A 26,723-nucleotide genomic window follows, 5' to 3' on the forward strand; every position below is an offset into this window, starting at 1 on the left:
ACCAGCGCCGTCCAGCGAACCCAGCAAACAGCCGCGTTCGCCAGACCCTCACGCCGTCATGCTCGTTGAAGCATTAAAGAAATACGCGTTTGCAGCCGCTAGTTGTTCCAACGCGGCCTGCTATGGGGGGCTGCCAACGGCAAGCGTGAGACACCGCGCGAGGGGCGCGGACCGCATGCGCCGATGCGTGGGAGACTGCAACGTCCGTGGGGTTTCAGTACCGCCAATGGAGGTCGTCGCACCGGCGTGCACCGTTTGCCGTGGTGTTGCTGTTGGCGTTGCTGTCGTTGGCGGATCTGGCCGGCGCGCAGAGCATCAGCATCCGGCGGTACGCCCACGACCAAGGCCTGCTCGGCCTTGCAGGCACCTGCCTGATGCAGACCCGCGCCACCTTGCTGTGGGTGTGCACCGAGAGTGGGCTGTATCGCTATAACGGGCGCACGTTTCAACAGGTGCCGCTGGATGGTCTGCGCAACGAGCACATCAGCTCGATGACCGAATCCGCCGATGGGCGATTGTGGGTCACAGGCTTCCAGAGCGTGTTCGTCGGCGACGAACACGGGTTCCGCAAACTGGCGCCGGATGAAGCCCAGCACCTGCAGGACGAGATGCAGCTCGCCAGCCTGCCCTGGGGCACGGTGCTGGCCAGTGGCGGCAGTCTGGAAATTCTGCAGGCCCGCGCCAACGGCCACTGGCAGAGCCAACCGTTGCTGGATACCGCAACGCGCGTGCGCGTTCCCGAGCTATCCAAGGTGTTCAGTTTGTCGGTGGATGGAAACACGCTGTGGGTGGGTTGCGCACGCAAGCTGTGCGCCATCGATGCGCAGCACAAGGTGCAGGTATTCGGACCCGAACACGGTGTGCCGGACGACCGTTGGTCCAGCGTGTTGCGCGACCACGACGGTGGGGTGTGGGCCCGCGGTGCCGGCACCCTGCTCTATCGCGCGCGCGGCGCGGACACCTTCAGCGTTCGTCCGCTGCCGCTGCTGGATGGCAGTACGGTCGGGCGGCAGGCGCCACTGGTGATGGACCGCGAGGGACGCGTGCTGGTGCGTCGTAACGACGGCCTGGCGCGCTGGGAAAACGGCCACTGGCGCACTTTCGGTACCGACAATGGGCTACCACCCGGCAGCAGCGATGCGATCTTGGTAGACCGCGAAGGCGATGTCTGGATGACCGTCGACGGCGAAGGTCTGGTGCGCTGGGCCGGCTACGAATGGATCGAAAACTGGGACACCTCGCAAGGCATGCCGGCCGCGCCAACCTGGTCGATCGCCCGCGATGGGCAAGGCGCGCTGCTGGTCGGCAACGAACACGGCATCGGCCGCCAGGCCGATCGGGATGGGCGCTTCGTCCCGGCAGTGCAAAACGCCGGCATCCAGATCGTGGGCATGCAGCGCAGCCAAGACGGAAGTCTGTGGACACTCAGTTCGGCCGGTTTCCTGCACCGCACCTGGCCGGACGGGCACAGCGCGCAAATTGCCAAGCTGCCGCGCACTGGGCGTCGCCTGCTGATCGACCGCCAGGGCCGGCTGTGGATGCTCAGTGCCGGTGGCCTGTTCGTGATCGAGCACCCGCTCGACGGCGGCAGCATGCAGACCGTGGCCGACATGCCCGCCATTGCCTACACCGATGTCCAGCAAACTGCCGACGGAACGCTGTGGGTTTCCACCGCCAACGGCTTGTTCCGGCTGCAGGATGGGCAATGGTCCAAGGTCACCGTCAAGGTCAACGGCGGCGCGCCCGAGCCATGGATCAACAAGTTCCATATCAGCGACAGCGGTGAGGTGTGGCTGGCCTTCTATCGCCCCGGCCTGTGGCACGGCATGTTGCTGCGCGACGGTCTGGACCTGCAGGAAATCGGTGACGAAGCGCTGCGCGATGTCGGCGTGTACCTGCTGCGTGGCGACAGCGCCGGCCGGGTCTGGGTGGGCCATGCGCGCGGCGTGGAGGTCTACGACGGTGAGCGATGGGCGCACCTGTCGCAATCGCAGGGGTTGATCTGGGATGACGTCTCCGAGGCGGCGTTTGCCGAAGATCCGGATGGTTCAATATGGATCGGAACCGCACGCGGGGTGAGCCACCTGAGCGACCCGGCGCGCCTGTTCGACGAACGCCAGCCAAGCGTGCGCATCGACAGTGTCAGCCGCGGCGGCATGCCGGTGCAGCGCGGGCAACTGCTGGGCTGGAGCGATAGACCGCTCCATATCGAGTTGTCGACGATGGAGGTCTACGACGATCCCAGCCGCCTGACGGTGCGTTATCGCCTGCTTGGCCTGCACGACCAATGGATCCAGAGCGACAACCTGTCCATCGATCAGCCGCCACTGCCCTCTGGGCATTTCCGCCTGCAGGTACAGGTGCTTGATCGCTATCGTCGCACCGTATCGCCCATCGCGGACCTGCCCTTCGCGGTCGCGCCGCTATGGTGGCGCAGCCCGCCGGCGATCGCGTTGTATGTGTTGATCGGCAGCGGCCTGCTGATCGGCCTGTGGCGCTGGCGGCATCGCCACCTGGTGGCGCGCGAACGCATGCTGGCCGAATTGGTGGCCGAGCGCACCTACCAGTTGGAGCGCGAAAAACGCGAACTGGAAAGCGCGCGTGCGGCATTGGCCTTGAAGGCCAGCCACGACGCCTTGACCGGCCTGCTCAATCGCTCCGGCATCCTGGAAGCGATGGCCGACGAACTACAGGGCTGCGCGCACGGCGAGCATCCGCTGGCGGTGGTGTTGATCGACCTGGATCATTTCAAACAGGTCAACGACGAACACGGACACCTGGTCGGCGATGCCGTGCTGGCCAAGGTGGGCGCACGGCTGACGGCATGCCTGCGCGAATCGGACAAGGTGGGCCGCTACGGCGGTGAAGAATTGCTGCTGTTGCTGCCGGGCATGACCCAGCAGAGCCAGCACCGACTACGTGCCATCCACGAAGCGCTCAGCCTGGCCCCGTACGAAGTGGGTGCCGCACGCCCGCTGCAGGTGACCTGTTCGGTGGGCGTGTCCTGGTTCCGCATCGGCGACACCGCCGCTTCGTTGCTGGCGCGTGCCGACGAGGCGCTGTATCGCGCCAAGCGCTCCGGCCGTAATCGCATCGAACCAGAGGAACCGGAAAGTTCGGTGGCATAAGCTGCGCAAGCGACCATGCCCTGCCAGCTAGCGCAGCGCGCATGCAGTACCGATGCATGGCGCGCCGGCGGTTGAAGCGCGTGCTGTGATTGCGCAGGTCGCCCGGGCGGCCGCAGCAGGTTGGAGCGTGCAGTCTCTGGCGGCAACGCACGGTTGATGACATTCGTCGCTCCCCTGCGCTCAAGAAGTCGCGCAGGGGGTCGCTAGGTCTTGGGCAACGCGTCTTTCGACGTGGGAACTGGATAGGTGGTCGGGACCTACAACCTTGGCATGGTGATGCTGTCGCTGGTGGTGGCCGTGTTGGCCTCCTACACCGCGCTGCAGCTAGCCGCATGGATGACTGCCAGTCGTGGCGGCTTCGCAGCCGCGTGGCTGGCGGGCGGCGCCATTGCCATGGGTATCGGCATCTGGTCGATGCACTTCATCGGCATGCTGGCGTTCCGGCTGCCGATTCCGGTGGGCTACGACCTGGCGTTGACGGTCTACTCGATGCTCGTGGCGATTCTGACCTCGGCGCTAGCGCTCTGGCTGACCTCGCGCGCGGATTTGCCCTTGCCACGGCTGGGCCTGGGTGCGCTGCTGATGGGGCTGGGCATTGCGCTGATGCATTACATGGGCATGGGCGCGCTGTGCATGGTCAAGGCCATCAGCTATGACCCACTGCTGTTCGGGCTATCGATCGCCATTGCCATCGTCGCCTCTGCCGCTGCGTTATGGATCGCCTTCCGGCTGCGCCATGACGGGCAACGCTACAGCCTGCGCCTGATCGCCGCCGTGATCATGGGCGTGGCGATCGTGGGCATGCATTACACCGGCATGGCCGCCGCGCGGTTCGCGCCCGGCAGTTTGTGTGGAGGCGGCGCCGATACGCAGCTGCCATTGTCGTGGCTGGCGGCAGTGGTGCTGGTGACCTTGGTCTTGCTGATGCTGGCACTGGTGATCTCGTTGCTGTCGCGCCGTTTTCAGCAGCGCACCGACGTGCTGACGCAATCGCTGGCCAAGGCCAATGCCGACCTCGCACTGGCGGCGCTGCACGACCCACTGACCCGCCTGCCCAACCGCGTGCTGCTGCACGAGCATCTCCTGCAGAACATCGAGCGCGCCCAGCGCGAGGGGCAGCGCTTTGCGGTGATGCTGATCAACCTGGACGGCTTCAAGGTGATCAACGACGGCTACGGCCATCAGCTGGGCGACCGCCTGCTGGTGGTGGTGGCCGAGCGTTTGAACGCACACCGGCGCGCGCATGGCAGCCTGGCGCGGCTGGGCGCCGATGAGTTCGTGCTGATGGCCGACATCGCCGACCCGGAAGATGGCGCCGCACTCGCCGCGCACCTGGTGCAGGCCTTGGCGGTGCCGTTTCTGGTCTCCAACCACGAACTGCGTCTGAGCAGCAGCATTGGCATTGCGCTATACCCGGAAGATGCCGGCAGCGGTCCCCAGCTACTGGCGCATGCCGACGCGGCGATGCACCATGCCAAGCACGCCGGCCGCAACCGCTACAGCTTTTTCGAACGCTCGATGACGGCCACCACCCGCGAGCGCCTGCAGTTGCTGCAGGAATTGCCGCGTGCGCTGGAACTGGGCCAGTTCGTACTGCATTACCAGCCCAAATACTGCGCCGAGGACGGCCGCCCGATCGGCGCCGAAGCGCTGATCCGCTGGCAGCACCCCGAACGCGGCCTGGTGCCGCCGGACAGCTTCATTCCGCTGGCCGAACGCAGCGGCATGATCGGCCTGCTCGGCAGCTGGGTGCTGCGGCAAGCCTGCCGCCAGATGCGTGACTGGCGCGAAGCCGGGCACGGCGACTGGCGGGTGGCGGTCAACCTGTCGGCGCTCCAGCTGGCCTCGCCCAGCTTGCTGGACGAAGTGGCCACCACGCTCAGCGAGTTCACGCTGGCACCAGGCCAGCTCACCCTGGAAATCACCGAAACCATGGCCATGCGCGATGCCGACGCCTGCCTGCGCACCCTGGGTCAGCTCAACGCGCTGGGTGTGCGCATCGCCATCGACGACTTCGGCACCGGCTATTCCAACCTGCTTTACCTGCGCAAGCTGCCGGCGCATGAGCTCAAGATCGACCGCAGCTTCGTGCAGGCCATGGACAGCAGTGCCGAAGACATCGCCATCGTGGCCGCCGTGGTGGCGCTGGCCCACACCATGCGTCTGCAGGTGGTGGCCGAAGGGGTGGAAACCACCGCCCAGCGCAATACCCTGGAACGGCTGGGTTGCGACCAGCTGCAAGGCTATCTGCTAGGCCGCCCGATGGATGCCGAACGCTTTATCGCCACCGTGGTCGCCCAGCGCGACGGCCCGCAACGCCTGGCAAGCTGAGCCGCCCACTGCAGCCACAACGTCCCGCCAGCGGTTCAACCCGCAGCCACCGCTTGTCCGACTCCCCAATCCCGATTTCAGATTCCCGTCTCAACCATATGGAACGCCGCTTGCATCAGCTGGGGTAATCCCCCACCGGCACCTCCATGTCTGAGTCCGAAGACGGCGGCGAGCGTACAGAGCTTCCCACCGAAAAACGCCTGCGCGAGGCCCGTGAGCAGGGCAACATCCCGCAATCGCGCGAGCTCTCGACGGCCGCCGTGTTCGGTGCCGGCGTGTTCGCACTGATGGCGCTTGCCCGCGGCATCGGCGATCGCGCCACCGTCTGGATGAAGACCGCGCTCAGCCCGGACCCGACGATGCGCGAACACCCCATGGCGCTGTTCGGCCATTTCGGCGATCTGCTTCTGCAGTTGCTGTGGGTGATGCTGCCGCTGATCGGCATCTGCCTGGCCGCCGGCCTGGCCGGTCCGCTGCTGATGAGCGGCCTGCACTTTTCCAGTAAGGCGATCATGCCCGACCTCACCAAGCTCAACCCGGCCAACGGGATCAAGCGCATGTGGGGCAGCAATAGCCTGGCCGAGCTGGTCAAGTCGGTGCTGCGCCTGGTGTTCGTCGGTCTGGCTGCCAGTTTCTGCATCTCCAAGAGCCTGCCGGGTTTGCGCTCGCTGGTGAGCCAGCCGCTGGAACAGGCGGTCGGCAACGGGCTGGACTTCACCAAGAGCCTGCTGTTCTACACCGCCGGTGCGCTGGTGCTGCTGGCCGCCATCGACGCGCCGTACCAGAAATGGAACTGGATGCGGAAGCTGAAGATGACGCGCGAAGAGATCAAGCGCGAGATGAAGGAAAGCGAAGGCAGCCCCGAGGTGAAGGGCCGCATCCGCCAGATGCAGATGCAGATGTCGCAGCGCCAGATGATGGAAGCGGTGCCCAAGGCCGACGTGGTGCTGATGAACCCGACCCACTACGCGGTGGCGCTCAAGTACGAAGGCGGCAAGATGCGCGCCCCGATCGTGGTGGCCAAGGGCGTGGACGAAATGGCCTTCCGCATCCGCGAATCCGGCGAGCAGCACCGGGTGGCGATCGTCACCGCACCGCCTTTGGCACGCGCCTTGTATAGGGAAGCACAAATCGGCAAGGAAATTCCCGTGAGACTCTATTCGGTCGTGGCCCAGGTGCTCTCCTACGTCTACCAGCTGCGTGGCTGGAACGGCGGCCCGATGCCGGAATTGCCCTCGCTGGACGTGGATGAGTTCGGCAAGGGAGCCAGCGCATGAGCGCCCAGCCCGCCCCGATGAATGCCCGCCGCGTGATGGAGTTGCTGCGCAATGGCCTGGGCGCGCCGCTGGCGCTGATGGCCATGCTGGCCATGCTGATGGTGCCGCTGGCCGCGCCGGTGCTGGATGCGTTATTCACCTTCAACATCGCCATCTCGCTGATGGTGCTGCTGGCGGTGGTGTACGTGCAGCGCCCGCTGGAATTCACCATTTTCCCGATCGTGCTGCTGATGACCACGATGCTGCGGCTGGCGCTGAACGTCGCCTCCAGCCGCGTGATCCTGATCAACGGCCAGGACGGTCACGCCGCGGCCGGTAAGGTCATCGAGGCCTTCGGCCAGTTCGTGATCGGCGGCAACTACGCCGTGGGCATCGTGGTGTTCGCGATCCTGACCATCATCAACTTCGTGGTCATCACCAAGGGTGCCGGGCGCGTGTCGGAAGTGACCGCGCGCTTCATCCTGGACGCCATGCCCGGCAAGCAGATGGCCATCGACGCCGACCTCAACGCCGGTTTGCTGACGCGCGAGGAAGCCAAGGCCCGCCGCGAAGAGGTGCGCGAGGAAGCCGACTTCTACGGCGCGATGGACGGCGCCAACAAATTCATCCGCGGCGACGCCATCGCCGCGATCATGATCCTGTTCATCAACCTGGTCGGCGGCATGGCAGTGGGCATGCTCCAGCACGGCATGAGCTTCATGGATGCCGCGTCCACCTACACCCTGCTGTCGATCGGCGACGGTCTGGTGGCGCAGCTGCCGGCCCTGCTGGTGTCGTCCTCGGTCGCCTTGCTGGTGACCCGCGCCTCGCGGGCACAGGACATGCGCGGGGCCATGATCAGCCAGGTGTTCGGCCAGCACCGCGCGCTGGCGGTGGCTGCGGCCATCCTGGGCCTGGTCGGCCTGGTGCCGGGCATGCCCAACGTCGCGTTTTTGACGCTGGGTCTGATCCTGGGCGTGATCGCCTGGAAGATGTACAAACGCAGCCTGGTGGTTGCCCCGACCGGCGACCCCGCCACTGACCCGAAGGCCGCCGCGGCCGCCACTGCCGCACAGGCCAGCGCCGAACTGAGCTGGGACGAGCTGCGTCCGATCGACCCGCTGGGCCTGGAAGTGGGCTACCGGCTGATCCCGCTGGTGGACAAGACCCAGGGCGGCGAACTCATGGCGCGTATCAAGGGCGTGCGCCGCAAGCTCACCCAGGACATCGGCTTCCTGGTCCCGCCGGTGCACATCCGCGACAACCTGGAGTTGTCCGCCAACGCCTACCGCCTGCTGGTGCACGGCGTGCCGGTGGCCACCGCAGAAATCTATTCCGACCGCGAGCTGGCGCTGGACCCGGGCGGCGCGCTCGGCCAGCTCGACGGCATCCCCGGCAAGGACCCGGCATTTGGCCTGGACGCCACCTGGATCCAGCCGCATCAACGCGCCTATGCCGAATCGATGGGCTACACCGTGGTCGACCCGGCCACCGTGGTCGCCACCCATCTGTCGCACCTGATCCGCGAACACGCCCCGGAACTGCTCGGCCACGAGGAAGTGCAGCAGCTGCTGGCGACGCTGGCCAAGACTGCGCCGAAGATGGTCGAAGATCTCACCCCCAAGGCGCTGCCGCTGTCGGTCGTGGTGCGCGTGCTGCAGAACTTGCTGATCGAGAAGATCCCGGTGCGCCAGCTGCGCAAGATCGTCGAAGCACTGGTCGAACACGCCCCGCACAGCCAGGACCCGGCCACCCTCACTGCCGCCGTGCGTACCTCGCTGGGCCGCTTTATCGTGCAGGAAATCGCCGGCATGTCGGCCGAACTGCCGGTGTTCACCCTGGCCCCGCAGTTGGAGCGCGTGCTGCAGGAATCCACCCACGGCAATGGCGTGGCGCTGGAACCGGGCCTGGCCGAACGCCTGCACCAGAGCCTGGCCGAGTGCGTCGGCAAACAGGAAGCCCGCAACGAACCGGCGGTGGTGCTGGTCCCCGGACAGGTGCGCGCCGCACTCGCCCGATTGGTGCGCCACAGCGTGCCCAGCCTGTCGGTGCTGGCCTATAGCGAAGTACCGGAAGACAAGCGCTTGAAGCTGGTCGGTACGATTAGCTAAGCCGGCCAGGCACCGGCGCGTGCGCCCGCGGAACGCGAGCGCCCGTGCGCTCCTTCGACAGGCAAGACGTGTCGGCAGACCGCAAGACCGGTCTGGCATTCAGCGCCAGACCGGTCGCAGCATCCACCGCCGCGGGCCACGAAGCACTCAAGCTGCAGCAGGACCCAAGGTTCCCTGCCGCTCGTGAGCCCATTGCACGCGTGGCTTACATGAAACACCTCGCACTGACGTCTTGGAGGCGGCCCAGGTCGCGACCAGGTGCTGCTGCGCATCCAACACCGTCCGGACCAGATCGCAGCGTTCGCTGGCGCCAGCAGTTACGCGCAGTGCTGCAGGCCGGCCCCTCATCTGCGCGCCGGAAATCCGCCACTCGGCTGAACGTCCAATCGATTGCATGGCACCGGCCAGCCAGATGTCTTCGCGCGGGCCTACCGCTCGCCTCCCGGATCAATCGGAGCACTGCGACCATCGCGGCACCGATGCCTCGCCCATCCAGAAGAATCCAATCAATACAGCGACTTGGATGCGCAGGCAGCGCCCGAACCCAGCACTTCCCCGCCGCTTTCCAGCGTCAGCGCACCGCCAGAAACCCAGCACAACACGTTTTGGCACACCGCATGCATTAGCTCTGCCGACACCGCAGCAGCAGCACCGCTCCGGGGCGAACGCAGGACTTGGAACAACGACCGGGACAGGCAACTCATGACGCTGGCAACACACCCACATTCATCGCGCACCCGTCCGGCGTCCGGCGGGTCCCGTTCCTGGAGGCACTTCGCATGAAAATCAAACGCTTCGTTGCCCCGGACATGCGCACCGCATTCCGCATGGTGCGTGAAGAACACGGCCCGGACGCAGTGATCCTGTCCAACCGCCGTACCGCTGAAGGCATCGAGATCGTCGCTGCCAGCAACTACGACGAAGAACTCGTGCAGCGCGCTTTGGAAACCGCGCGCTCCGAGACCCCGGCCGCCGCCCACAGCGAGCAGGCACCCATCCAGCAGGCGCCTGCCCCGCAAGCTCCGGCCAGGTCCGCCGCACCGGTACACGCCCCGCTCAAGCCGGCTGCCGATGCCAATGTGAGCCAGCGCCAGCGCGTTGCCAGCGCCGCTGAAGACATGATCGCCGCCATGGCGCTGCGTCAGCCGGTCAACGTGCCGCGCCAGGCGCCGGTTGCCGCGCCGATACGCACCGCCAGCATCCCTTCGCCGGCCGCCCAGGCACTGGCCCACGCGGTTGCCGTCACCACTGCCCCGCGTCAGGAACACGCACTGTCGGCCGTGCCGGAACAGCTGTTCGCCGACTTCCTGACCACCGCCCCGGTGCAGCGCCCTGTCGTGCACGCCGCTCCGGCGCAGGCGCCGAGCCCGGTGATGGCGGCGGCGCTCGCCACGCATGCCGGCTACGGCCAGGACGAAGACGACCGCGACGACGAAGCCGACTTCGATCTGGACGACGCCCTGCCGCAGATCCTGCCGCCGGCCGCGTTGCCGCCGATCGTCGTCGCCCCCGCCGCGCTGGCCGCGGTTCCGGTTGCCGCCGCGCCGGCCCCGCAGAACGACGAAGAACTCAAGCAGCTACGTGGCGAGCTGGCGCTGATGCGGCAGATGATCGAGCGCGAAATGAACCGCCTCACCGACGAGCGCCTGCGTGGCTCCCCGGTGCGTGCGCAGGCGCTGGAGCTGATGGACGACTATGGCTTCGATGCCGGCCTGACCCGCGATGTCGCCATGCAGATCCCGGCCGATACCGAATTGCACCGTGGCCGCGGGCTGATGCTGGGACTGCTGTCCAAGCGCCTGCCGGTGGCCCCGATCGACCCGCTGGAACGCGGCGGCGTGATCGCCCTGGTCGGCCCGACCGGTGCCGGCAAGACCACCACCATCGCCAAGCTGGCACAGCGCTTCGCCGCCCAGCACGCCCCGCGCGACGTCGCCCTGGTCACCACCGACACCTTGCGCGTCGGTGGCCGCGAGCAGCTGCACAGCTACGGCCGCCAGCTCGGTATCGCCGTGCACGAGGCCGACAGCGCCGAAAGCTTGCTTGAGCTGCTGGAGCGCCTGCGCGACTACAAGCTGGTGCTGATCGATACCGCCGGCATGGGCCAGCGCGACCGCGCCCTGGCCGCCCAGCTGAACTGGCTACGCGCCGCCCAGCAGGTGACGTCGCTGCTGGTGCTGCCCGCCAACTCCCATTTTGCCGACCTCGACGAGGTCGTGCGCCGCTTCGCCCACGCCAAGCCCCAAGGCGTGGTGCTGACCAAACTCGACGAGACCGGCCGCTTCGGCAGCGCCTTGTCGGTGGTGGTCGACCACCAAATGCCCATCACCTGGGTGACTGACGGACAGCGGGTCCCCGATGACCTGCACCGCGCCAATGCCGCCAGTCTCGTTCTTCGCCTTGAAGATTTGCGGCGCGCTGCCGATAAGCCCTGTACTCCGGAGCACAACCATGCAGTCGCGTGAATACGCCAAGCTGACCAACGCCTTCCCCCTGTCGGCGACCCGTCCCGAGCCCTTGGGCCCGGTGCGCACCATTGCCGTGACCGGCGGCAAGGGTGGCGTGGGGAAAACCAACATCTCCGCCAACCTGGCGGTGGCGCTTGCCGACATGGGCAAACGCACCCTGCTGCTGGACGCCGACCTGGGCCTGGCCAACCTGGACGTGGTCCTGGGCCTGGCGCCCAAGTACACCCTGGCCGACCTGATCGCCGGCCGCTGCACGCTGGATGAAGTGATCATCGAAGGCCCCGGCGGCGTGCTGGTGGTGCCGGCCGCCTCCGGTCGCCGCCACATGGCCGAACTGGCTCCGGCCCAGCACATCGGCCTGGTCAACGTGTTCTCCGAACTGGAACGCGACCTGGACGTGATGGTCATCGACACCGCCGCCGGCATCACCGACAGCGTGTTGACCTTCTGCCAGGCGGCCCAGGACACCGTGGTGGTGGTCTGCGACGAACCGGCCTCGATCACCGACGCCTACGCCCTGATCAAGGTGCTCTCGCGCGAACGCGGCGTGGACCGCCTGCAGATCATCGCCAACATGGTGCGCGACCCCAACGAAGGTCGCCTGCTGTACGACAAGCTCTCGCGCGTGTGCGAAAAGTTCCTGGGCGACGTGTCGCTGAACTATCTCGGCCACGTGCCGCAGGACGACTGGCTACGCCTGTCGGTGCAGCGTCAGCAACCGGTCATCAAGGCCTACCCCGCCAGTCCGTCGGCGCAGGCCATTGCCGAAATCGCACGCCGTACCTCGCGCTGGCAGGCTCCCACCGTGCCGCGCGGCAACGTCGAGTTCTTTGTCGAACGCATCATCCAACGGGGAGTGGCCGCATGAGCACCGCTACCGCAACCACGGCCAGCGCGCAGTACCGCGCCGTGCAGCGCAACAACGCCAACGACGTGGTGACCCAGCACGCGGACCTGGTCCGCCGCATCGCCCACCATCTGGCCGCGCGCCTGCCGGCCAGCGTGGAGGTGGACGACCTGATCCAGGCCGGCATGATCGGCCTGATCGAAGCCTCGCGCAGTTACGACTCCGACCAGGGCGCCTCGTTCGAAACCTATGCCTCGATCCGCATCCGCGGCTCGATGATCGACGAAATTCGTCGCGGCGACTGGGTGCCGCGTTCGGTGCACCGCCGCGCCCGCGATGCCGCCGCCGCCGTGCGCAAGATCGAACAGAACACCGGCCGCGCCGCCGCCGCCACCGAAGTGGCCGCCGCAATGGAAATGCCGCTGCCCGATTACCTGCGTCTGATGGAAGATGCTGCACGTGGCCAGGTGCTCAGCCTGGAATCGCGCATCGAAGATCACGGCGAGCTGGACACCACCGCCAAGGGTGGCCCCAACCCGCAGCAGATGATGGAGCGTGGCGAATTCGGCCGCGAACTGGGCAAGGCCATCGGCCAATTGCCCGAGCGCGAGCAGCTGGTGCTGTCGCTGTACTATGAACAAGAATTGAATCTGAAAGAAATCGGCGCCGTGCTCGGTGTCAGCGAATCGCGCGTCTGCCAGATCCACGGCCAGGCAGTGGTGCGTTTGCGGGGCCGCCTCAAAGTCTTCGAACTGGCCGATGCCGGTGTCGAAATTGACGAATAATTTTTTCGCGTATTTTTTCGTGTTAGGAGCTTGATGTGAACAAGAACATGCGGATCCTGATCGTGGACGACTTCTCGACGATGCGACGTATCGTCAAGAATCTGTTGGGCGATCTCGGCTTCACCAATACCGCAGAGGCCGAAGACGGCAACAGCGCCCTGGCGGCGTTGCGTGCTGGCCCGTTCGACTTCGTGGTGACGGACTGGAACATGCCCGGCATGACCGGCATCGACCTGCTGCGCAACATCCGCGCCGACGCCAAGCTCAAGCACCTGCCGGTGATGATGGTGACCGCCGAAGCCAAGCGCGAGCAGATCATCGAAGCCGCGCAGTGCGGCGTGAACGGCTACATCATCAAGCCGTTCACCGCGCAGACGCTGGAAGAAAAGCTGGGCAAGGTGTTCGAACGTCTGGCGGCGACCGCCTGATGAACGCCACCGTGGAAACCGATGCCGAACGTGCCGCGTTGATCGAGCGCCTGCAAAACGCGCTCGATGCACTGGAAAGCGGTGACCAGGTCGCCTGGCGTCGCGAGGTGGATCACCTCGCCGCCCTGCGCACGCGCCCGATGATGCAGAGCCTGAGCCGGCTCGCCCGCGAACTCGGCCAGGCACTGGGCGAACTGCCCACCGTGCCCGAAGAAGCCGGCGAGCTGGACGATGCGTGTTCGCGACTGGACCATGTGGTGGAAATGACCGAAAAGGCCAGCCACCGCACGCTGGATCTGGTCGAAGAATGCCGCGAACTGGCCAACCAGTTGCGCGACGGCGGGCTGAATCAGGATCAGGGCGCGCTGATGGACAAGATGCGCCACAACCTGACCGAGCTATCGCTGGCGCAGAGCTACCAGGACCTGAGCGGCCAGATCATCCGTCGCGTGGCAGGTATCGTGCGGCGCGTGCATGAAGGCTTCGGTGCGCTCGGCCTGCCGCCGAAGAACATCGAACCGAAGAAAGACGACGGCGGTCTTGCCGGTCCTGCAGTCAAGGGCCTGGACCGTCATGCGGTGTCGCAAGACGACGCCGACGACCTGCTGTCAGGATTGGGGCTGTAACCATGAGTGCTGTTCCAGACGATATTGCTGCCGATTTCATCGTCGAGGCCCAGGAAATCCTGGATCGCCTCGGCGAACAGCTGGTGTCGCTGGAACAGGCGCCAGAAGAAGCAGACCAGCTCAACGCGGTGTTCCGCGGCTTCCACACGCTCAAGGGCGGCGCCGGCTTTCTGGCGATCAAGCCCATGGTGGAGCTGTGCCACGCCGCCGAAGAAACCCTCGGCATGGCACGCTCGGGCCAGGCGGTGCTGCAGGCGCATCACTTCGATGCCGCGCAGCAGTCGCTGGATTATCTGCAGGCGATGCTGGATGCGATGGGCTCGGGCGAGGCCGTGCCGCATGCGCCGGCCACGTTGATCGCGCAGTTCGATGCCAAGAGCGGCCCGCCGGCGGTCAAGGCCGCACCGCAGGCGGCGGCCGCCAAGCCGGTTGCTGCCGCACACGGCGACGATGCGCATGCCCCCGCCCCCAAGGCGGCCGGCAAGGCCGCAGCCAAGAGCGGCGCCGAAGCCGAACAGACCGTTCGCGTGGACACCAAGCGCCTGGACGCCATCGTCAACCTGATCGGCGAACTGGTGCTGTCGCGCAACCGTCTCAAGACACTGCGTACCCGGCTGCGCGACGAAGAACTCGACCGCGCGGTCAGCACGCTGGACATCGCCACCGCCCGCCTGCAGACCGCGGTCATGCGCACCCGCATGCAACCTGTCAGCAAGGTGTTCGCCCGCTTCCCAAAGGTGGCGCGCGATGTGGCGCGTACCTTGTCCAAGGAAGTGGAACTGGAACTGATCGGCGCCGAAACGGAACTGGACCGCAATCTGGTCGAAGCCCTGGCCGACCCGTTGGTGCACCTGGTGCGCAACGCCATCGACCACGGCATCGAATCGCCGGCCCTGCGCGAAGCCACCGGCAAGCCGCGCAGCGGCCATGTGCGCCTGTCCGCGCAGCAGGAGGGCGACTACGTCAGCATCGAGATCCAGGACGACGGCGCCGGCATCGACCCGGAACGCCTGCGCGAGATCGCCCGCAACAAGGGCCTGATCGACGCCGAAGCGGCCGCTCGCCTGAGCACCGACGAGTGCTTGCATCTCATTTTCATGCCGGGCTTCTCGACCAAGGTGGAAGTCACCGACATCTCCGGCCGCGGCGTCGGCATGGACGTGGTGCAATCGCGCATCCGCGAACTCAGCGGGCAGATCCAGATCCAGTCCGAACTGGGCCGCGGCAGCCGCTTCATGATCCGCGTGCCGTTGACCCTGGCGATTCTGCCAACCCTGCTGGTGCAGGCCGGCGAAGCGGTCTACGCATTGCCGCTGGCGCGCGTGGTGGAAGTGCTGCATGCACCGCAAACCTCGCTGGGCTGGTTCGACGGTCGCGCCGTGCTGGACCGCCGCTCGCACACCCTGCCCCTGATCGACCTGCGCCGCTGGCTGGGCGTACCGGCCGAACAACCGCCGCTGCTGACCGTGGTGTTGCTGCAGGCCGGCGAAACCCGCTTCGGCCTGGTGGTGGACCAGGTCCGCGGCCGCGAGGAAGTGGTGATCAAACCACTCCCTCGCGCCCTGCGCGGCCTACCCGGCTACGCCGGCGCTACCCTGATCGGCGACGGCCGCATGGCACTGATCCTGGATGTGGATGGATTGCGCTCCAGCGATCATTGATATTCGGGAATCGGGAATCGAGAATCGTCAAAACGATCCTTGTTGCCTGATCTAACGACAACGGCCGCGTATTGCGGCCGTTGTCGTTTCACTAGCAGTATTGCTGCCGATCTACGCCGCTACACACGGCGGTAAGTTGGTGTGCTGGTCTAATGCTTGTAGACACATCGATGGGGTGATCCTCCTCGACGAGCCCCGCACCGGGTAAAAACTCCAGACGTCGATAACGCCTTCAACCTGAAGGTAATGCAGATGATCCGAGAGCCGGACCGTGCGCCCATACCGCCGTGTGGCAAGAATGGGCGCGATAGTTTGGCGACGCCAATGATGCGTTGAAGTGAACCTGGAACTGTTATTTCCTACAACACCTTCCGGCTGCACTCCGCGCTCGGCTACCGATCACCCCCCCCGACTACTAGAAAGCCACTACCTGAAATCACCTATCGCGCAGTCCACCAAAACTTGACCACGACAGCTGGAGTGCAAGTCGTCATGACCTACATCACTGGCTATATCCGCAACCATTTGCCTGTAGGCACACACCGTCCCTAACCAGCTACTTTTCAAAGGGATGAGCCGCTCCACCGGCGAACAGAGTCAACTATTCGGCCGTCTTATGGTCATAAACGCATTTGCGCGCTTGTTCGTAAGCGGTGGTAGGAATGACCACATCGAATTGCTTAGTGGTTGGGATAAGCGTAGCGGGCTCCGAAGAGCGCAGCAGGAAGGCATCGCCGCCTCCCTCTCGACGGAACCAACCGACGTGCATCCCGGGAAGGCCGGTCCCCGCCTTACGGAAGGGAAAGCGCATAGCGCTAGCGTCTGCTGCTTCGCCCCAACGCAAGGCGCCCAATGGCAAGACGACACTGTCCGTCCCGGCCCGCAGCATGAGGGCATTCCCACTGATACTCACGCGTGCGCTCCTAGCTTGCCAGACCAAGAAACCGGCTATCGCTATATTGGCCAAGACAACGATCACTAGAGCCCCCTTCTTCAGCGGTGTCGGGGCCTTGCCAGCAAAGTAGAGAAACGCAACGAAAGCCAGAGCGAACACGAATGGGCCAAAAATACTTAAGTATGTTTTCCCATTGGCCAAGTGCAGCGGGATGTCACAGTTCATAGCTGACTTCCTATTTAAGCTGTAATGGTACGCATGCCGTATTGGTACACGGCATCCACTATTGTCTCGAATGACGATTCCTCGAAGCCAATCAATCCAACCTGCTGCATGGCGCGCAGAAAAGACGCCACCTCGTTGTGAATGACCAGCTTGGCATGCTCCGAGTACAACTCAGGCGCGCCAAGCATTGCAGCGGCACGCTGCGCCACGGTACAACTGTCGCAAATATCCGGGTCGAGCCTACTCATCTGCCCCGTGAATATTCCAGTTGACATTGACTGCGATGTTTGCGGCTGTCCCGGCGATGGCGTTGCTCCCGTCACTGACGTATGCGTAACGAACGTGACGTAATTGAATAGCACAGCCACCACTTGCACGCCCACCGCCGCCTCCACGGCAGCCACAACTGCAGCAATCGCGCCCGCAACGGCCTGCCCGGGCGCCACGCGGACCAACTGGGCAATATTGCCAATGGCAGCGAGATCCGCAGCGGTCGGCACTGAAGCTGACGCACCCACGAAACGCTTAACAGTCTCGGCATCAAGCGGCGCGTCGGGTGCTAAACCTAACGTTTCTTTGATTATGGCAAGGTTGCTGGACAGCACCTTGGACATTTGCTGGGTCAGGACGTCCGACTTGGGCTTTTCGAGCGCGCCGGCCACATGCAGGTAATTGAGCAGCGAAATATAATCTTTTTCGAGCGCTGCGCTCTGCACCAGCGGATCAGACAACGCAACAAGCAATGCTAGGGTTGGTGCCTCCATCGCGCTGTCGTAACCAAGGTTGGCCAAGAATTTATGCGGGTTGTTGTTGAAGGCTCTTCGCTGCGAAGGATCGGAGAACATTTCGACTACTGCGGCCGTCAACTTCGACCACCTGTCCCAACCTTCGGTCGGCATACCGCCACGGGACAGCGGAAGCAGCATCTTCGTGGCAGCGCTGTTAGCGGTGCCGCCGGTTAGGCTAGCAGGCTGACCAAATACACGCATAGCTTGATCAGCAGCCACGACACCACCAGAGGACGATGCGACTGCACCTGCTGCCAAGCTTGATTGAATGAACTTGCGTCGCTTCATCATTGCGCTCCCTGCTTTTCCACGATTTGATCGACCGCTGATGCCAAGGCATAGCGACTCATCACTTCCGGTACGAACTGCTCATAGGTGGCGGAGATCTTTTCGCGGATCTCCGGGTTCTTATGCAATACCGCACAGTCATGGCATATGTGCACCGACCCGGCTAGCAATTGATCAGCGCGCTCTATTCCCATGACCTTACGCACGATTTCCGCAGGCCCATCCATGCGCAGCCAGTACTTCATAAAGTCGTCATGTTGACGGAGGTAGATGTTGGACACACCTTCGGCCATCGTTCCCAACTTCATTTCGGGGATGTGCTCCAAGGTCAAGCCACAGCAGGCGGACACCTCTCCATAGGGTGTGATGGCGATATTGTTGTGGATTTGCTCGCAAGGCGTTGCGCGGCGTCCGGTATGCAGAACGTGCTCGCGCTCCTCCCCCTTGGCAATGAACGACATCCAGCTGTTCGATTGCAACAGTAGGCCCCTGTCACGGAGACTCTTTATAGTTGGATCGCGCGCAAGAGCAGACAACTTATCGCTTTCTGCTGTGTCCGCCTCAACCGTCAATAAGGTCAGCACGCCCGCATTGAAGGCTGCTTCCGCGGCATTGACAACCGATTCGTGCGGCACCCACTCTTGATGGTCCTTACCGGTACTAATGTTCAGTTCGCGTAGCCCAGCGCCGGCCAGTTTTCCGGCCATCCGTGTGGCAGAGGCCTTGGTCTTGCCCCAAGAACCATTGGAAACAATTCGCGTAACCAAATCGAGCGAGGTGGCTTCTGCAATCACGGCTACTAAGTCGTCCTTTAACAGCGTGGCTTCGCCCCCGGTGAATACCACCACGCGCAGTGATGGGAAGCTGTCCTTCACATCGTGAAGGGCTCGCATCATTTCGTCGCGACTGAGACGCCCTTTAACATTGGGGCTGGATTCGAAGCAGCACTGTGTGCAGGCTGCTGTACAACGGTACGTTGTGATGAAGGTAAGTGTCTTTGGTAGCAGCGTTGAGCACAAATCCATGTGATCTCCTTAAGTTTTGCTTCTTAAAAAGCGAGCTTAACCGTGGCTTGCCGACACTATCAGTGCAGACTCAAGCGGTCAAAGGGTTTTAAGGTTCGCGCCGGCTTCCTTCTGCAAGTTGCGGTAATACGTCGACTGACCTAATCCATATAATTTGGGCCGGCCCGAACCAGAAAATTCGGCGACACTCAGGCCCAAAGAGGCCCGTCGCCATGAAGAAGTCGAAGTTCACCGAAGCGCAGATCGCGTTCGCCCTGAAGCAGGCCGAGACCGCACCACGTTCGATGAGATCTACCGCAAGATGGGCATCAGCCAAGCCCACGTTCTATGCGTGGCGCAAGAAGTTCGGCGGGCTCGGCGTCGCCAAACTGCGCCGGCTAGGCCAGCTTGAGGAAGAGAACCGCAAGCTCAAGCAGCTCGAGGCCGATCTGAGCCTGGACAAGGTGATGTTGCAGGACGTGATGTCAGAAAAGCTTTGAGGCCCGCGCAGCGCAAGACGCACGTGGGCCATCTGATGACCGGCATCGCGTTGGGATTCGTGGAGCCTGCGCGGTCCTCAAGCAGAGTCGATCGACTTGGTATTACCAGCCTCGGGATAATGATGACGCGCCACTGATTCGAAGGATCGAAGAGATTGCAGCCGTCCGGGTCCGCTATGGTTTCTGGCGGATTTTCGTTTTGTCGCGCCTCCTCCCGACGCAGGCATTGCGCCGCTGGCGCAGTTCCATAAGGGCCACGGAAGCCGAGCGCCGTCGCCTGATAAGTGCACCTGACCCCATCACTGTCAGCCCCAGACAAATTGCACCAAGCCTCACACCATCCGGTGTTGAGGTGCGATCAATTGCTCTCGCTGCTGCTCCTGCTGCTGGGATTGCTGTTGGCGCTGCGTTTCGCCCAAGGCCTGCAATTGCGCTAAGGATTGCTCGACAGGCTGCGCAATCGCATCGCTCGTCTTCATATGCGCCATCTTGTGAGCGGGGTCGTTCAACGCGCCTTCCACCACAAAGACGTTCTCGCCTTGTCGCACGGATTTTGTGTTCTCGCTCAGTACGACATGATCGATTCGCGACAGCCCGTCTTCCTTTGCAAGATATGCACTGCTTGCCGCAAGGCGGGCGCTGTTGTCGTCGTACTCTCGACCGAGGCCTTGCTCGAGGCGACGAACGGCTTCTTCTGCTTCGCGATGGAGCGGGTCTTGGGATAGCGATGCCAGCTGATATCTCCCGCTTTCCGAGATTTGGACGGCACCTTGCTCCGTCTGCGATGCACCGCGCTCGTGCTGAACACGCGCCTGGCTGAGTTCGATGCCCAGGCTTCCTGACTGAAAGTTCTGCACCGTTACCGATTGCCCTCGTTCGTTACCAATCAATAGATCGGCGCCTTGGATACGGTAAGTAGTTTGACCATCTGCACTACGAAACACTCCCTCTGGATCATCAGCTTGCCGGGTGCCTCCAGTCAGTCGCTGGCCATCCCAAAACAGCTGCCCACTGCGGTCCGCATCCTGCACTACATCCCCATCGTCAACGACGTAGGTATCATTACCAGCCCCACCACGTAGCATGTCATGGCCCGGCCCACCTATCAGGACGTCGTTACCCTGCCCGCCAATCAGGGTGTCATTACCTCCGCCTCCTAGCAGCAGATCGTTATTGCTGACCTCTGCGCCGTTCCTCCGGCGGGTCGCATCGATTGTCGAAGCGTGATCGGCATCCACGGCAACGCGCGTAGAATCTCGCCCCGCATCTACGTGGATCGAGCCCGCGTTGAATGCCTCGTTGCTCAAGCGATCTGCAATTTCAGGATGCTGCTCACGCAAGTCAGAAAGCAGGCGCAAACGCGCTGGGTCCAACGACTGCGCAAGGGTTTGCACATTACCTCGCCCTTCCAGCAAGGCTGCATAGTCCCGATTCGCCTCCGCAATCAAGTTACGCTGACCAGGATTTCCGTCAATATCCACACCCCAGCGAGCTTCGTCACGATTGATGCGCTCGCGATGTTGCTGATACATCTGGTAAGTAGACAGCGCCTCGTCGCTTGTGACGTTGTTTGGATCGTTGTAAAGGCCAAAGAGTTCGGACTCCAGTACACGACGCTTGCGAAGACCCGCTTCCGCAGCAGCATTGCTTCCCCAGGCGTTGTAGCGCATCTCAAACCAAGCCTCGGAGCGATCTCCGGCCACTACAGCATCCCGAAATGCCTGCATGTTGGCGTTATACGAACCCGCGCCACGGTTGTAAACCAGAGACACAAGCGCCGCGCGCTCTTGTGACATTGGCATGTTCAACGCATTGATCGGCCGCTCGTACTCAGGCATGGATGCAGCTAGTAGCCGATCTCCTTCGGCAGCATTGAGCGTACGATCAAACTGCAGACCCAGCCTCGTGCGGTCCCCGGGGGCTGCAGCATCGATCGCTGCCAATTGACTGCGCTGTGCATCCGAGAGGTCGATGCCTGACTCAGCCCAGATTGCAGCATTGTTTGAACGATTGAATGTATAGCCATAGCCAATCGTGGCCCGACCATCGCCGACATCCTGGGGGCGAGCGTGCAAGCTTTCAGTGAGCTTGACCAGATCACCGGTGAGCGCGTTGTACTGCTCTTGGGTAAGCTCGCGATAGTTGATAGGCATCCCTGATCTCCTTATCCAAAACTACATTAAATTAGAGTAATCTCCGATCTGATTGCAGATCTCTGCAGGCGGATTACCCACCCTCACGACTCTCCGCTTTCCTTCTGCGGCCTTTTCCTTTGGCGCGACGATACGGTAAACAAGATACAACCCTTCTTTCGTCTCCCAGAGACCAAACGTGGACATCTCCGAGAAGCGATAGCTTTCTCCATCAGATCGGACTGCCTCAAAACTACATTCCGCATATGAGCCCCATCCACAACTAGCGGCCAAGCGCTTCAAACCGCCTCGACCGCCAAGATCAAAGCGATAAGAACGCCCACTATCATCTTCAGAGACCTGTGGATTGATTTGTAGGGCTTGCGTCGAACCTGAGCCTCCCCAACCACGGGACTGCTCACAAAGCGAGTCGCCGGATGGAGCGCTCATGTCCGCGCCCGCGGATACTACCGTACATCCTGTGATGAAGAAGAGCGCAAGCGCCACGCAGCCAACAGACTTTATTTTCATGAAAACTCCTTGCGTTCGAATAACATCATTGACCACCTCCTGGAGCATCGCTTTGTCCAGACTCAGGTTGGACTAGCGAATTTGAACCCACTCGACGCACTGATGAGTGGTGCGCGCCAAAGGCTCGTCAGCCTCGCCACGTGGGAAGAGCTCCACCCGCATCCCTGGGCGTTGAAAAACATCGCTCATCCATCGTCTATCCTCGACAAGATTGCGCTGTCGCGAAAAACCCATTTTCTCAAGGTGCGCCGCAAATGCCTCAAAGTCGATCTGGCAGATATCCGACATAGAGGGAGAGGCTTCTGGCGGGTTAGGCAGGAACAGGAACTCGAACCATGCACCCTTTACTTCGGTTTTGTTGACACCAAATCCGTAGTTCCAATCTCGGGTCAGCACTCCGCTGGCACCGAACCGGCCGGAACCATCATCGCGATGCTCTACCGACTGGCCCATTGCTCCAGACACATGGTCGGCAGTGAACGATTCAATGCTGGTACTTGTGCGAATCAGCTCCAGTACCCGCTCCAATGCTTCCTGCGCGGTACGTGGTCCACCTTTGGAAGGATCTGCAGGTACGTGATCGGCTGAGGAACTCATGGCAGATGTCTCCGTGACGGTTGCCGGTGCTGGGGTGGCCGCGGTGTGGGCGCATGCGCCCAGAGCGAGGGTGGCGAGCAAGGCGTAGAGGGGGCGCGCGATCATGAAGCGTCCGTTGTGCGCTGGTGTGGCTGCGACGCTAGTGGCATCGGGCACAGAGGTCAATCGCAAGGGTCTGGCAGCCGCAGCATCATCGCCGCACGCTGCGCGCCTTGGCCGGCACCTCCACCAGCGGCAACACCTCCATCAACAACTGCCCCGCACTGGCGGTGATGCGCAGCTTGGTGCCGATGGCAAAGCCCAGTTGTTCCAGCCATAGGCCGCTGAGGCGGACGTGGGGTACGTGCTGGTCGCCGGCGTGGTCGTGGGCGCCGGGGTAATGGGTGTAGCTGACGGTGCATTGGCGCGGGCGGCGGGCGCGGCGGGGTTCCGGTAGCGTGCCGGGGCCTTGCGGGTTCGCGTCCGGGTCGGGCGGCAGCATCGGTGGCAGCTTCGTGCGGTCGGGTTCCACAACGACCCACTGCACCCGTTTGGGCGGCGTAGGACGTGCACGTTTGCGGGTTGGCCGTGCACTGGCAGATGCGGTGGGTGGGCGACGGGGCGTCATGGCGCCTCCGGGTGGTCGTTGGTGGATGCGGCAACGCACTGCTGCAACGCCACGGTACTGCGTGCGAACTGGCCACGCGAGGTGCGCGGCAACACAACGAGCTGTCGAGTCAGCGAATGCGCGGGATCGTCGCTCGCCTGCTCAACAGCTGCGCGTGCGACGAGCCGGCGCAGCACCTCGCCCACATCCCACAGCAGGTGGTGAGCGGAAGCTGGCAACAGATCAACCGGCACAGATGCCGGCATGGATGGTGCGGTAGACATGGCAACGCCCTCCTGGAACAACCCAAGAACCGCCGCCAACGGCGACGGGATGTCGGGAGGTTCGAAACCGCACGTAGCCGGCGGGCATATTCCCCTTGCGGGTATTGTATTAGCCGCCCTCCCGACGCAGGCATTGCGTCGGCTTGTACCTGCAGGATGCAGGCACAAAAAACCCACCGGTTTGACGGAGGTGGGTACCGCTACGTGAGGAGTTTCGACGCTCCTTGGGACTAGATTGCAAGTACGCGGTCTGGCGTGTCAATACACGCTGGCAGGTCTCGCGCAGCTGTGTGCACCGCTGAAGCAGTTCCATACGGGCCACGCGAGCCGAGCGCCGTTGCCTGATAAGTGCACCTGACCCGATCACGCTACAGTTGAAGTGGACCTGGAACCGTTATTTCCAAGTGAGTAGCAACGCGATTCACCCTCCCCAAAAAAATGAGGAGGGCTTTGCCTCCTCATTTTTATGTTTCCGCTAAATTCTACTCAACAGGTCTCGGAGACGGACGCTGATATTTAGAGAATGTTTTGTAAAGCGAAGCTGCACGCTCATCGGCAGCAACGCTCTCAACGCTACTCAACCCTCGAAGAGCAATGTCAGCAGATGCTTTGCCGTCTCCCAACAGATACGCCAAACGCAGATATGCGGCACTATCGATCAGATTTTTATCCTTAGTCTCGCTGGCGTAGATATCCGACAATCCATAATACGAGTATAAGTTTCCAGCAGATGCCGCATTCCTTAAAATGCCAAGCCCCTCCTGGAAGTGGCCACTCGTTGCCGTCTTCTTTCCATAAATGACAGTTGCGGCCTTATTGCCTGCCTGCGATTCTGCCTTCAACTGATCCAACGTCAGTTGGTCCAATCGTGCAAGTTCGGCCTCAGTCGGATAGCCATTAGACAAAAGCCACTTTGCCTCGGCATCCGAGTTAGCAACCAAAGGGCCACCTGCCTTGCAAGCACTTCCGCCGCCCTGACACAAATACTGCTTGGCATCTTGCACGCCGCTAGGCTGTTGTAGCTTCGCCGTCTGCTGCGCTCCATCCACAGCTGCGCTGTGATCAGCTTTTGCAGGCGAAGAAGTCCCAGTCTGGGAAGCTGGTGAGTCGCTGTTTTCCGCTGGCTTGTCGGCTTTTCCACAGGCAGCAAGCGCGCCGGAAAGCAGCGCCATGGACAAGATCATTTTTGCTTTCATAGCTCTATCCATTATAGGCTGCACTGATTTTGTTGGAAATTGGTCCACCATCTTGAACAGGAAGCATCGGCTGAGGTGACTTTCCATTTAACGCCAATCGAGTTATCCAGACTCCCAGAACTGAGAGCTTCTCCTGGCACATATCTCTCGAGATTAACCGCATAGCGCTTAGACCAGTCAATGAAAAATTGAACAAAGTTCATTTGATCATCAGCTTCAATATCCAGCGCCTTCATAATCTCAAAACAGTAATATTCAGGAACGGTTAGTTGACCCACTATTCGATATTTATTTGACTCTTTTGTCTGTTCTTCGCACACCCATGCCAAGTCGTCACGAAAAATCTTAGTTGCTTCTTTAAACGACATGCCGGGATTAGCATAATTTGCCGTTTGCTTATTTAAAATAAAATCCATCCACCAAGCAGTGGCTCCATCTGGTGGGGCTGTGGTTCCGTTTGGTCCAAATGTTCTACCCTGCGAATAGCCAATCGCCATTAGCACCGTAGATTTGCCATGGATGCTCGCTCCGGGTAGTTTGTCTTGTGCATATGTCCCGCCTTCCGGCAGAGGTATTGGGTTAGGACACATTGCAGGTTTGGTTGCCCTAAGGTTTTCACAAACAACCTCGTGCTCATCCGGACCACCACCACCGCCCCCACCATTGTCACCGCCACCGTCACCCGGATCTGGATAGTAAGGTGGTGTCGGATTTTCAATCGGCGGCGGGATGTAAGGAGGCGGCACTTCGACAGGCGGCATCGTCGTGGTCCCTTCGGTATCGGAGGCTGATGCGAACGGCGATAAGACGCTTGCAACCCCGGCCAGCACCAATGTCAGATAAATGGTTCGCCTAATCGCAGCTTTGAGCTGCTTGGGCTTGCCGTCCTGCGACTCATTCAATTTCATAACTATCCTTATTAATAGAGCGATCAATTCCGATGATCAGGATTTCAAGCTCGGCTGAGTAAAATACCCCCTGTTCCTGTTCCAAAAGCGCCGGTAGACGCCCCATAATTTTTGCAGCAAGCGCCGGATTGCATGCATTTTTGCCAGCACAAAGCGTTTCTATGGATACATATCCGTATGAAAGAAGTGACCACAGCGCTCTCGGATCTAAACCAGCTGTTGCTAAGTCAGAAATTTTTTGCAATATTAATTTGATTTGATCCAACCACGCTTCTGAATTACTGAGATTTCGACTTGTTGCCGTCAAGGATGCTTGCATCCAGGTTTGACCTGTTCGCTGTTTGGCAAAGACCAGGCAGTGAGCAATGTATAGTGGATAAAAATTTCGATAGCGTCCCGCAATATTAATCAAGAGAGTGCGAGTCACCCGTCCATTGGTGTCACTGAGCGGATGGATACAGATCATCTGATACGCAATGGCTTCGAAAAATGCGCAGTTGACCGGCTGGGCGCTCTTGCCTTGTAGCAAATCTTCAAGGTTTTTCAAAAGAGAAGGCAGTTGATCTGCCTGCGGTAAAACCAGCCACGCTTCTGACGGTTTCTTACCGCCAACCCATGCATTATCTGTGCGACTTCTGACTTTGCTATTGCCGAAATTTTTGGCCAAATTTAATGACCAGTTCAAAACACCATGCGTATCTGGAAGTCCTGCTCTGAGGGACGCATTGATAGCTAATGCCGCTTGACTACTTGCCCTTAAATCAGGAATCGAGGTGAACTTCCAACTCCCTCTGCATACGTGAATTAGCCTGGAAGACAGGGCTGAAAGGTAACCGACGCATTGAGCATCTGACTCAAAGCGTTGGTAATCACCAACTTTTTCATGGGTTCGAAGTGGTGGCTCCAATAACGCTGGCGTATAGACCGAAAACGATGCATCGAGCCAAACAGAGGCGTCAGGCGCATCGCGTCGTCCTGGAAGTGGCGCAAAGGCCAAATCAAGCGGCGTTAACTCAAAATTTCCATCCATAAAATTTCGACGCACTAACCGAGCCCGGGCAACATGCCCTGACACCTATGTCAAAGCAAGGTAAAAATAATAGATAAAGCGATGTACGTCACAAAAATTATGAAAATTTGATGATTAT

General features: G+C 61.8%; 21 protein-coding genes and 2 pseudogenes. 11 read left to right on the top strand and 12 right to left on the bottom strand.

The window, feature by feature from the left end:
* Nucleotides 1-206: 206 nt before the first annotated feature.
* The 10 genes from XpruCFBP8353_RS16270 to XpruCFBP8353_RS16315 all read left to right on the top strand — a co-directional run bounded on the left by XpruCFBP8353_RS16270 (nt 207) and on the right by XpruCFBP8353_RS16315 (nt 15,641).
* Entirely contained in the window at nt 207-3,128 is a 2,922-nt protein-coding gene (locus tag XpruCFBP8353_RS16270) for a ligand-binding sensor domain-containing diguanylate cyclase (protein ID WP_101364133.1), read from the top strand.
* 246 nt (nt 3,129-3,374) lie between these two features.
* Complete coding sequence (locus tag XpruCFBP8353_RS16275; RefSeq protein WP_101364134.1) at nt 3,375-5,459, top strand: putative bifunctional diguanylate cyclase/phosphodiesterase; 2,085 nt, start codon at nt 3,375-3,377, stop codon at nt 5,457-5,459.
* A 146-nt stretch (nt 5,460-5,605) separates the two neighbouring features.
* Nucleotides 5,606-6,736: a flagellar biosynthesis protein FlhB gene (gene flhB / locus XpruCFBP8353_RS16280; RefSeq protein ID WP_101364135.1), complete on the top strand. Its 1,131-nt coding sequence runs from the start codon at nt 5,606-5,608 to the stop codon at nt 6,734-6,736.
* Between the two features lie 17 nt (nt 6,737-6,753).
* Entirely contained in the window at nt 6,754-8,826 is a 2,073-nt protein-coding gene (gene flhA / locus XpruCFBP8353_RS16285) for a flagellar biosynthesis protein FlhA (protein ID WP_207759663.1), read from the top strand.
* 779 nt (nt 8,827-9,605) lie between these two features.
* Nucleotides 9,606-11,291, top strand: a complete 1,686-nt coding sequence (gene flhF, locus XpruCFBP8353_RS16290; protein ID WP_101364137.1) for a flagellar biosynthesis protein FlhF — start codon at nt 9,606-9,608, stop codon at nt 11,289-11,291.
* Nucleotides 11,278-12,162: a MinD/ParA family protein gene (locus tag XpruCFBP8353_RS16295; protein ID WP_005918202.1), complete on the top strand. Its 885-nt coding sequence runs from the start codon at nt 11,278-11,280 to the stop codon at nt 12,160-12,162. The genes flhF and XpruCFBP8353_RS16295 overlap by 14 nt, the downstream gene beginning before the upstream one ends.
* Nucleotides 12,159-12,926, top strand: coding sequence for an RNA polymerase sigma factor FliA (locus tag XpruCFBP8353_RS16300; RefSeq protein ID WP_065467937.1), 768 nt, complete (start codon nt 12,159-12,161; stop codon nt 12,924-12,926). Before XpruCFBP8353_RS16295 ends, XpruCFBP8353_RS16300 begins: the two co-directional genes overlap by 4 nt.
* Nucleotides 12,927-12,961: 35 nt before the next feature.
* On the top strand, nt 12,962-13,354 hold the full coding sequence (gene cheY / locus XpruCFBP8353_RS16305; RefSeq protein WP_002813536.1) for a chemotaxis response regulator CheY: 393 nt from the start codon (nt 12,962-12,964) through the stop codon (nt 13,352-13,354).
* Nucleotides 13,354-13,980, top strand: a complete 627-nt coding sequence (locus XpruCFBP8353_RS16310) for a protein phosphatase CheZ (protein WP_101364139.1) — start codon at nt 13,354-13,356, stop codon at nt 13,978-13,980. The genes cheY and XpruCFBP8353_RS16310 overlap by 1 nt, the downstream gene beginning before the upstream one ends.
* A gap of 2 nt (nt 13,981-13,982) precedes the next feature.
* Complete coding sequence (locus tag XpruCFBP8353_RS16315; RefSeq protein WP_101364140.1) at nt 13,983-15,641, top strand: chemotaxis protein CheA; 1,659 nt, start codon at nt 13,983-13,985, stop codon at nt 15,639-15,641.
* Between the two features lie 601 nt (nt 15,642-16,242).
* On the opposite strand, the gene XpruCFBP8353_RS16325 is transcribed toward XpruCFBP8353_RS16315, so the two are convergent.
* Genes XpruCFBP8353_RS16325 through XpruCFBP8353_RS16335 form a run of 3 tightly spaced genes read right to left on the bottom strand, consistent with a single transcriptional unit; the run spans nt 16,243 to nt 18,862 of the window.
* Nucleotides 16,243-16,761 carry a hypothetical protein gene (locus XpruCFBP8353_RS16325; protein WP_101364141.1) on the bottom strand — a complete coding sequence of 173 codons (519 nt, stop codon included), beginning with the start codon at nt 16,759-16,761 and terminating at the stop codon, nt 16,243-16,245.
* 14 nt (nt 16,762-16,775) lie between these two features.
* Nucleotides 16,776-17,837 carry a hypothetical protein gene (locus XpruCFBP8353_RS16330; RefSeq protein WP_133125660.1) on the bottom strand — a complete coding sequence of 354 codons (1,062 nt, stop codon included), beginning with the start codon at nt 17,835-17,837 and terminating at the stop codon, nt 16,776-16,778.
* The gene (locus tag XpruCFBP8353_RS16335) at nt 17,837-18,862 is read right to left on the bottom strand and encodes a radical SAM/SPASM domain-containing protein (protein ID WP_057681956.1); all 1,026 of its coding nucleotides are present in this window, start codon (nt 18,860-18,862) and stop codon (nt 17,837-17,839) included. Before XpruCFBP8353_RS16335 ends, XpruCFBP8353_RS16330 begins: the two co-directional genes overlap by 1 nt.
* A 212-nt stretch (nt 18,863-19,074) precedes the next feature.
* Between XpruCFBP8353_RS16335 and XpruCFBP8353_RS24640 the strand changes: the two genes are divergently transcribed.
* Nucleotides 19,075-19,341, top strand: coding sequence for a transposase (locus tag XpruCFBP8353_RS24640; protein WP_101364142.1), 267 nt, complete (start codon nt 19,075-19,077; stop codon nt 19,339-19,341).
* A gap of 332 nt (nt 19,342-19,673) precedes the next feature.
* On the opposite strand, the pseudogene XpruCFBP8353_RS24530 reads toward XpruCFBP8353_RS24640, so the two are convergent.
* From XpruCFBP8353_RS24530 to XpruCFBP8353_RS16390, 9 genes and pseudogenes are all read right to left on the bottom strand, one after another.
* Nucleotides 19,674-20,066: pseudogene (locus tag XpruCFBP8353_RS24530) on the bottom strand (XVIPCD domain-containing protein); the annotation flags it as partial.
* Between the two features lie 378 nt (nt 20,067-20,444).
* Nucleotides 20,445-21,494: pseudogene (locus tag XpruCFBP8353_RS24535) on the bottom strand (glycoside hydrolase family protein); the annotation flags it as partial.
* Between the two features lie 21 nt (nt 21,495-21,515).
* A complete protein-coding gene (locus XpruCFBP8353_RS24345; RefSeq protein ID WP_243391133.1) occupies nt 21,516-22,004 on the bottom strand; it encodes a hypothetical protein in 489 nt (162 codons plus the stop codon).
* Nucleotides 22,005-22,076: 72 nt separating this feature from the next.
* Nucleotides 22,077-22,601 carry a hypothetical protein gene (locus XpruCFBP8353_RS24110; protein ID WP_243391132.1) on the bottom strand — a complete coding sequence of 175 codons (525 nt, stop codon included), beginning with the start codon at nt 22,599-22,601 and terminating at the stop codon, nt 22,077-22,079.
* 190 nt (nt 22,602-22,791) lie between these two features.
* Nucleotides 22,792-23,208 (bottom strand): SymE family type I addiction module toxin, encoded by a 417-nt coding sequence (locus XpruCFBP8353_RS16360; protein ID WP_101364146.1) that lies wholly within the window; start codon nt 23,206-23,208, stop codon nt 22,792-22,794.
* Nucleotides 23,205-23,471, bottom strand: coding sequence for a hypothetical protein (locus tag XpruCFBP8353_RS24350; RefSeq protein ID WP_243391131.1), 267 nt, complete (start codon nt 23,469-23,471; stop codon nt 23,205-23,207). Before XpruCFBP8353_RS24350 ends, XpruCFBP8353_RS16360 begins: the two co-directional genes overlap by 4 nt.
* Before the next feature lie 482 nt (nt 23,472-23,953).
* Nucleotides 23,954-24,667 (bottom strand): hypothetical protein, encoded by a 714-nt coding sequence (locus tag XpruCFBP8353_RS16375; protein WP_243391130.1) that lies wholly within the window; start codon nt 24,665-24,667, stop codon nt 23,954-23,956.
* 11 nt (nt 24,668-24,678) lie between these two features.
* A complete protein-coding gene (locus tag XpruCFBP8353_RS24355; protein WP_243391129.1) occupies nt 24,679-25,575 on the bottom strand; it encodes a hypothetical protein in 897 nt (298 codons plus the stop codon).
* Nucleotides 25,562-26,605, bottom strand: coding sequence for a Fic family protein (locus XpruCFBP8353_RS16390; protein ID WP_207759658.1), 1,044 nt, complete (start codon nt 26,603-26,605; stop codon nt 25,562-25,564). The genes XpruCFBP8353_RS24355 and XpruCFBP8353_RS16390 overlap by 14 nt, the downstream gene beginning before the upstream one ends.
* Between the last annotated feature and the right edge of the window lie 118 nt (nt 26,606-26,723).

The sequence above is a fragment of the Xanthomonas prunicola genome (genome assembly GCF_002846205.1).
GTDB classification, from domain to species: domain Bacteria; phylum Pseudomonadota; class Gammaproteobacteria; order Xanthomonadales; family Xanthomonadaceae; genus Xanthomonas; species Xanthomonas prunicola.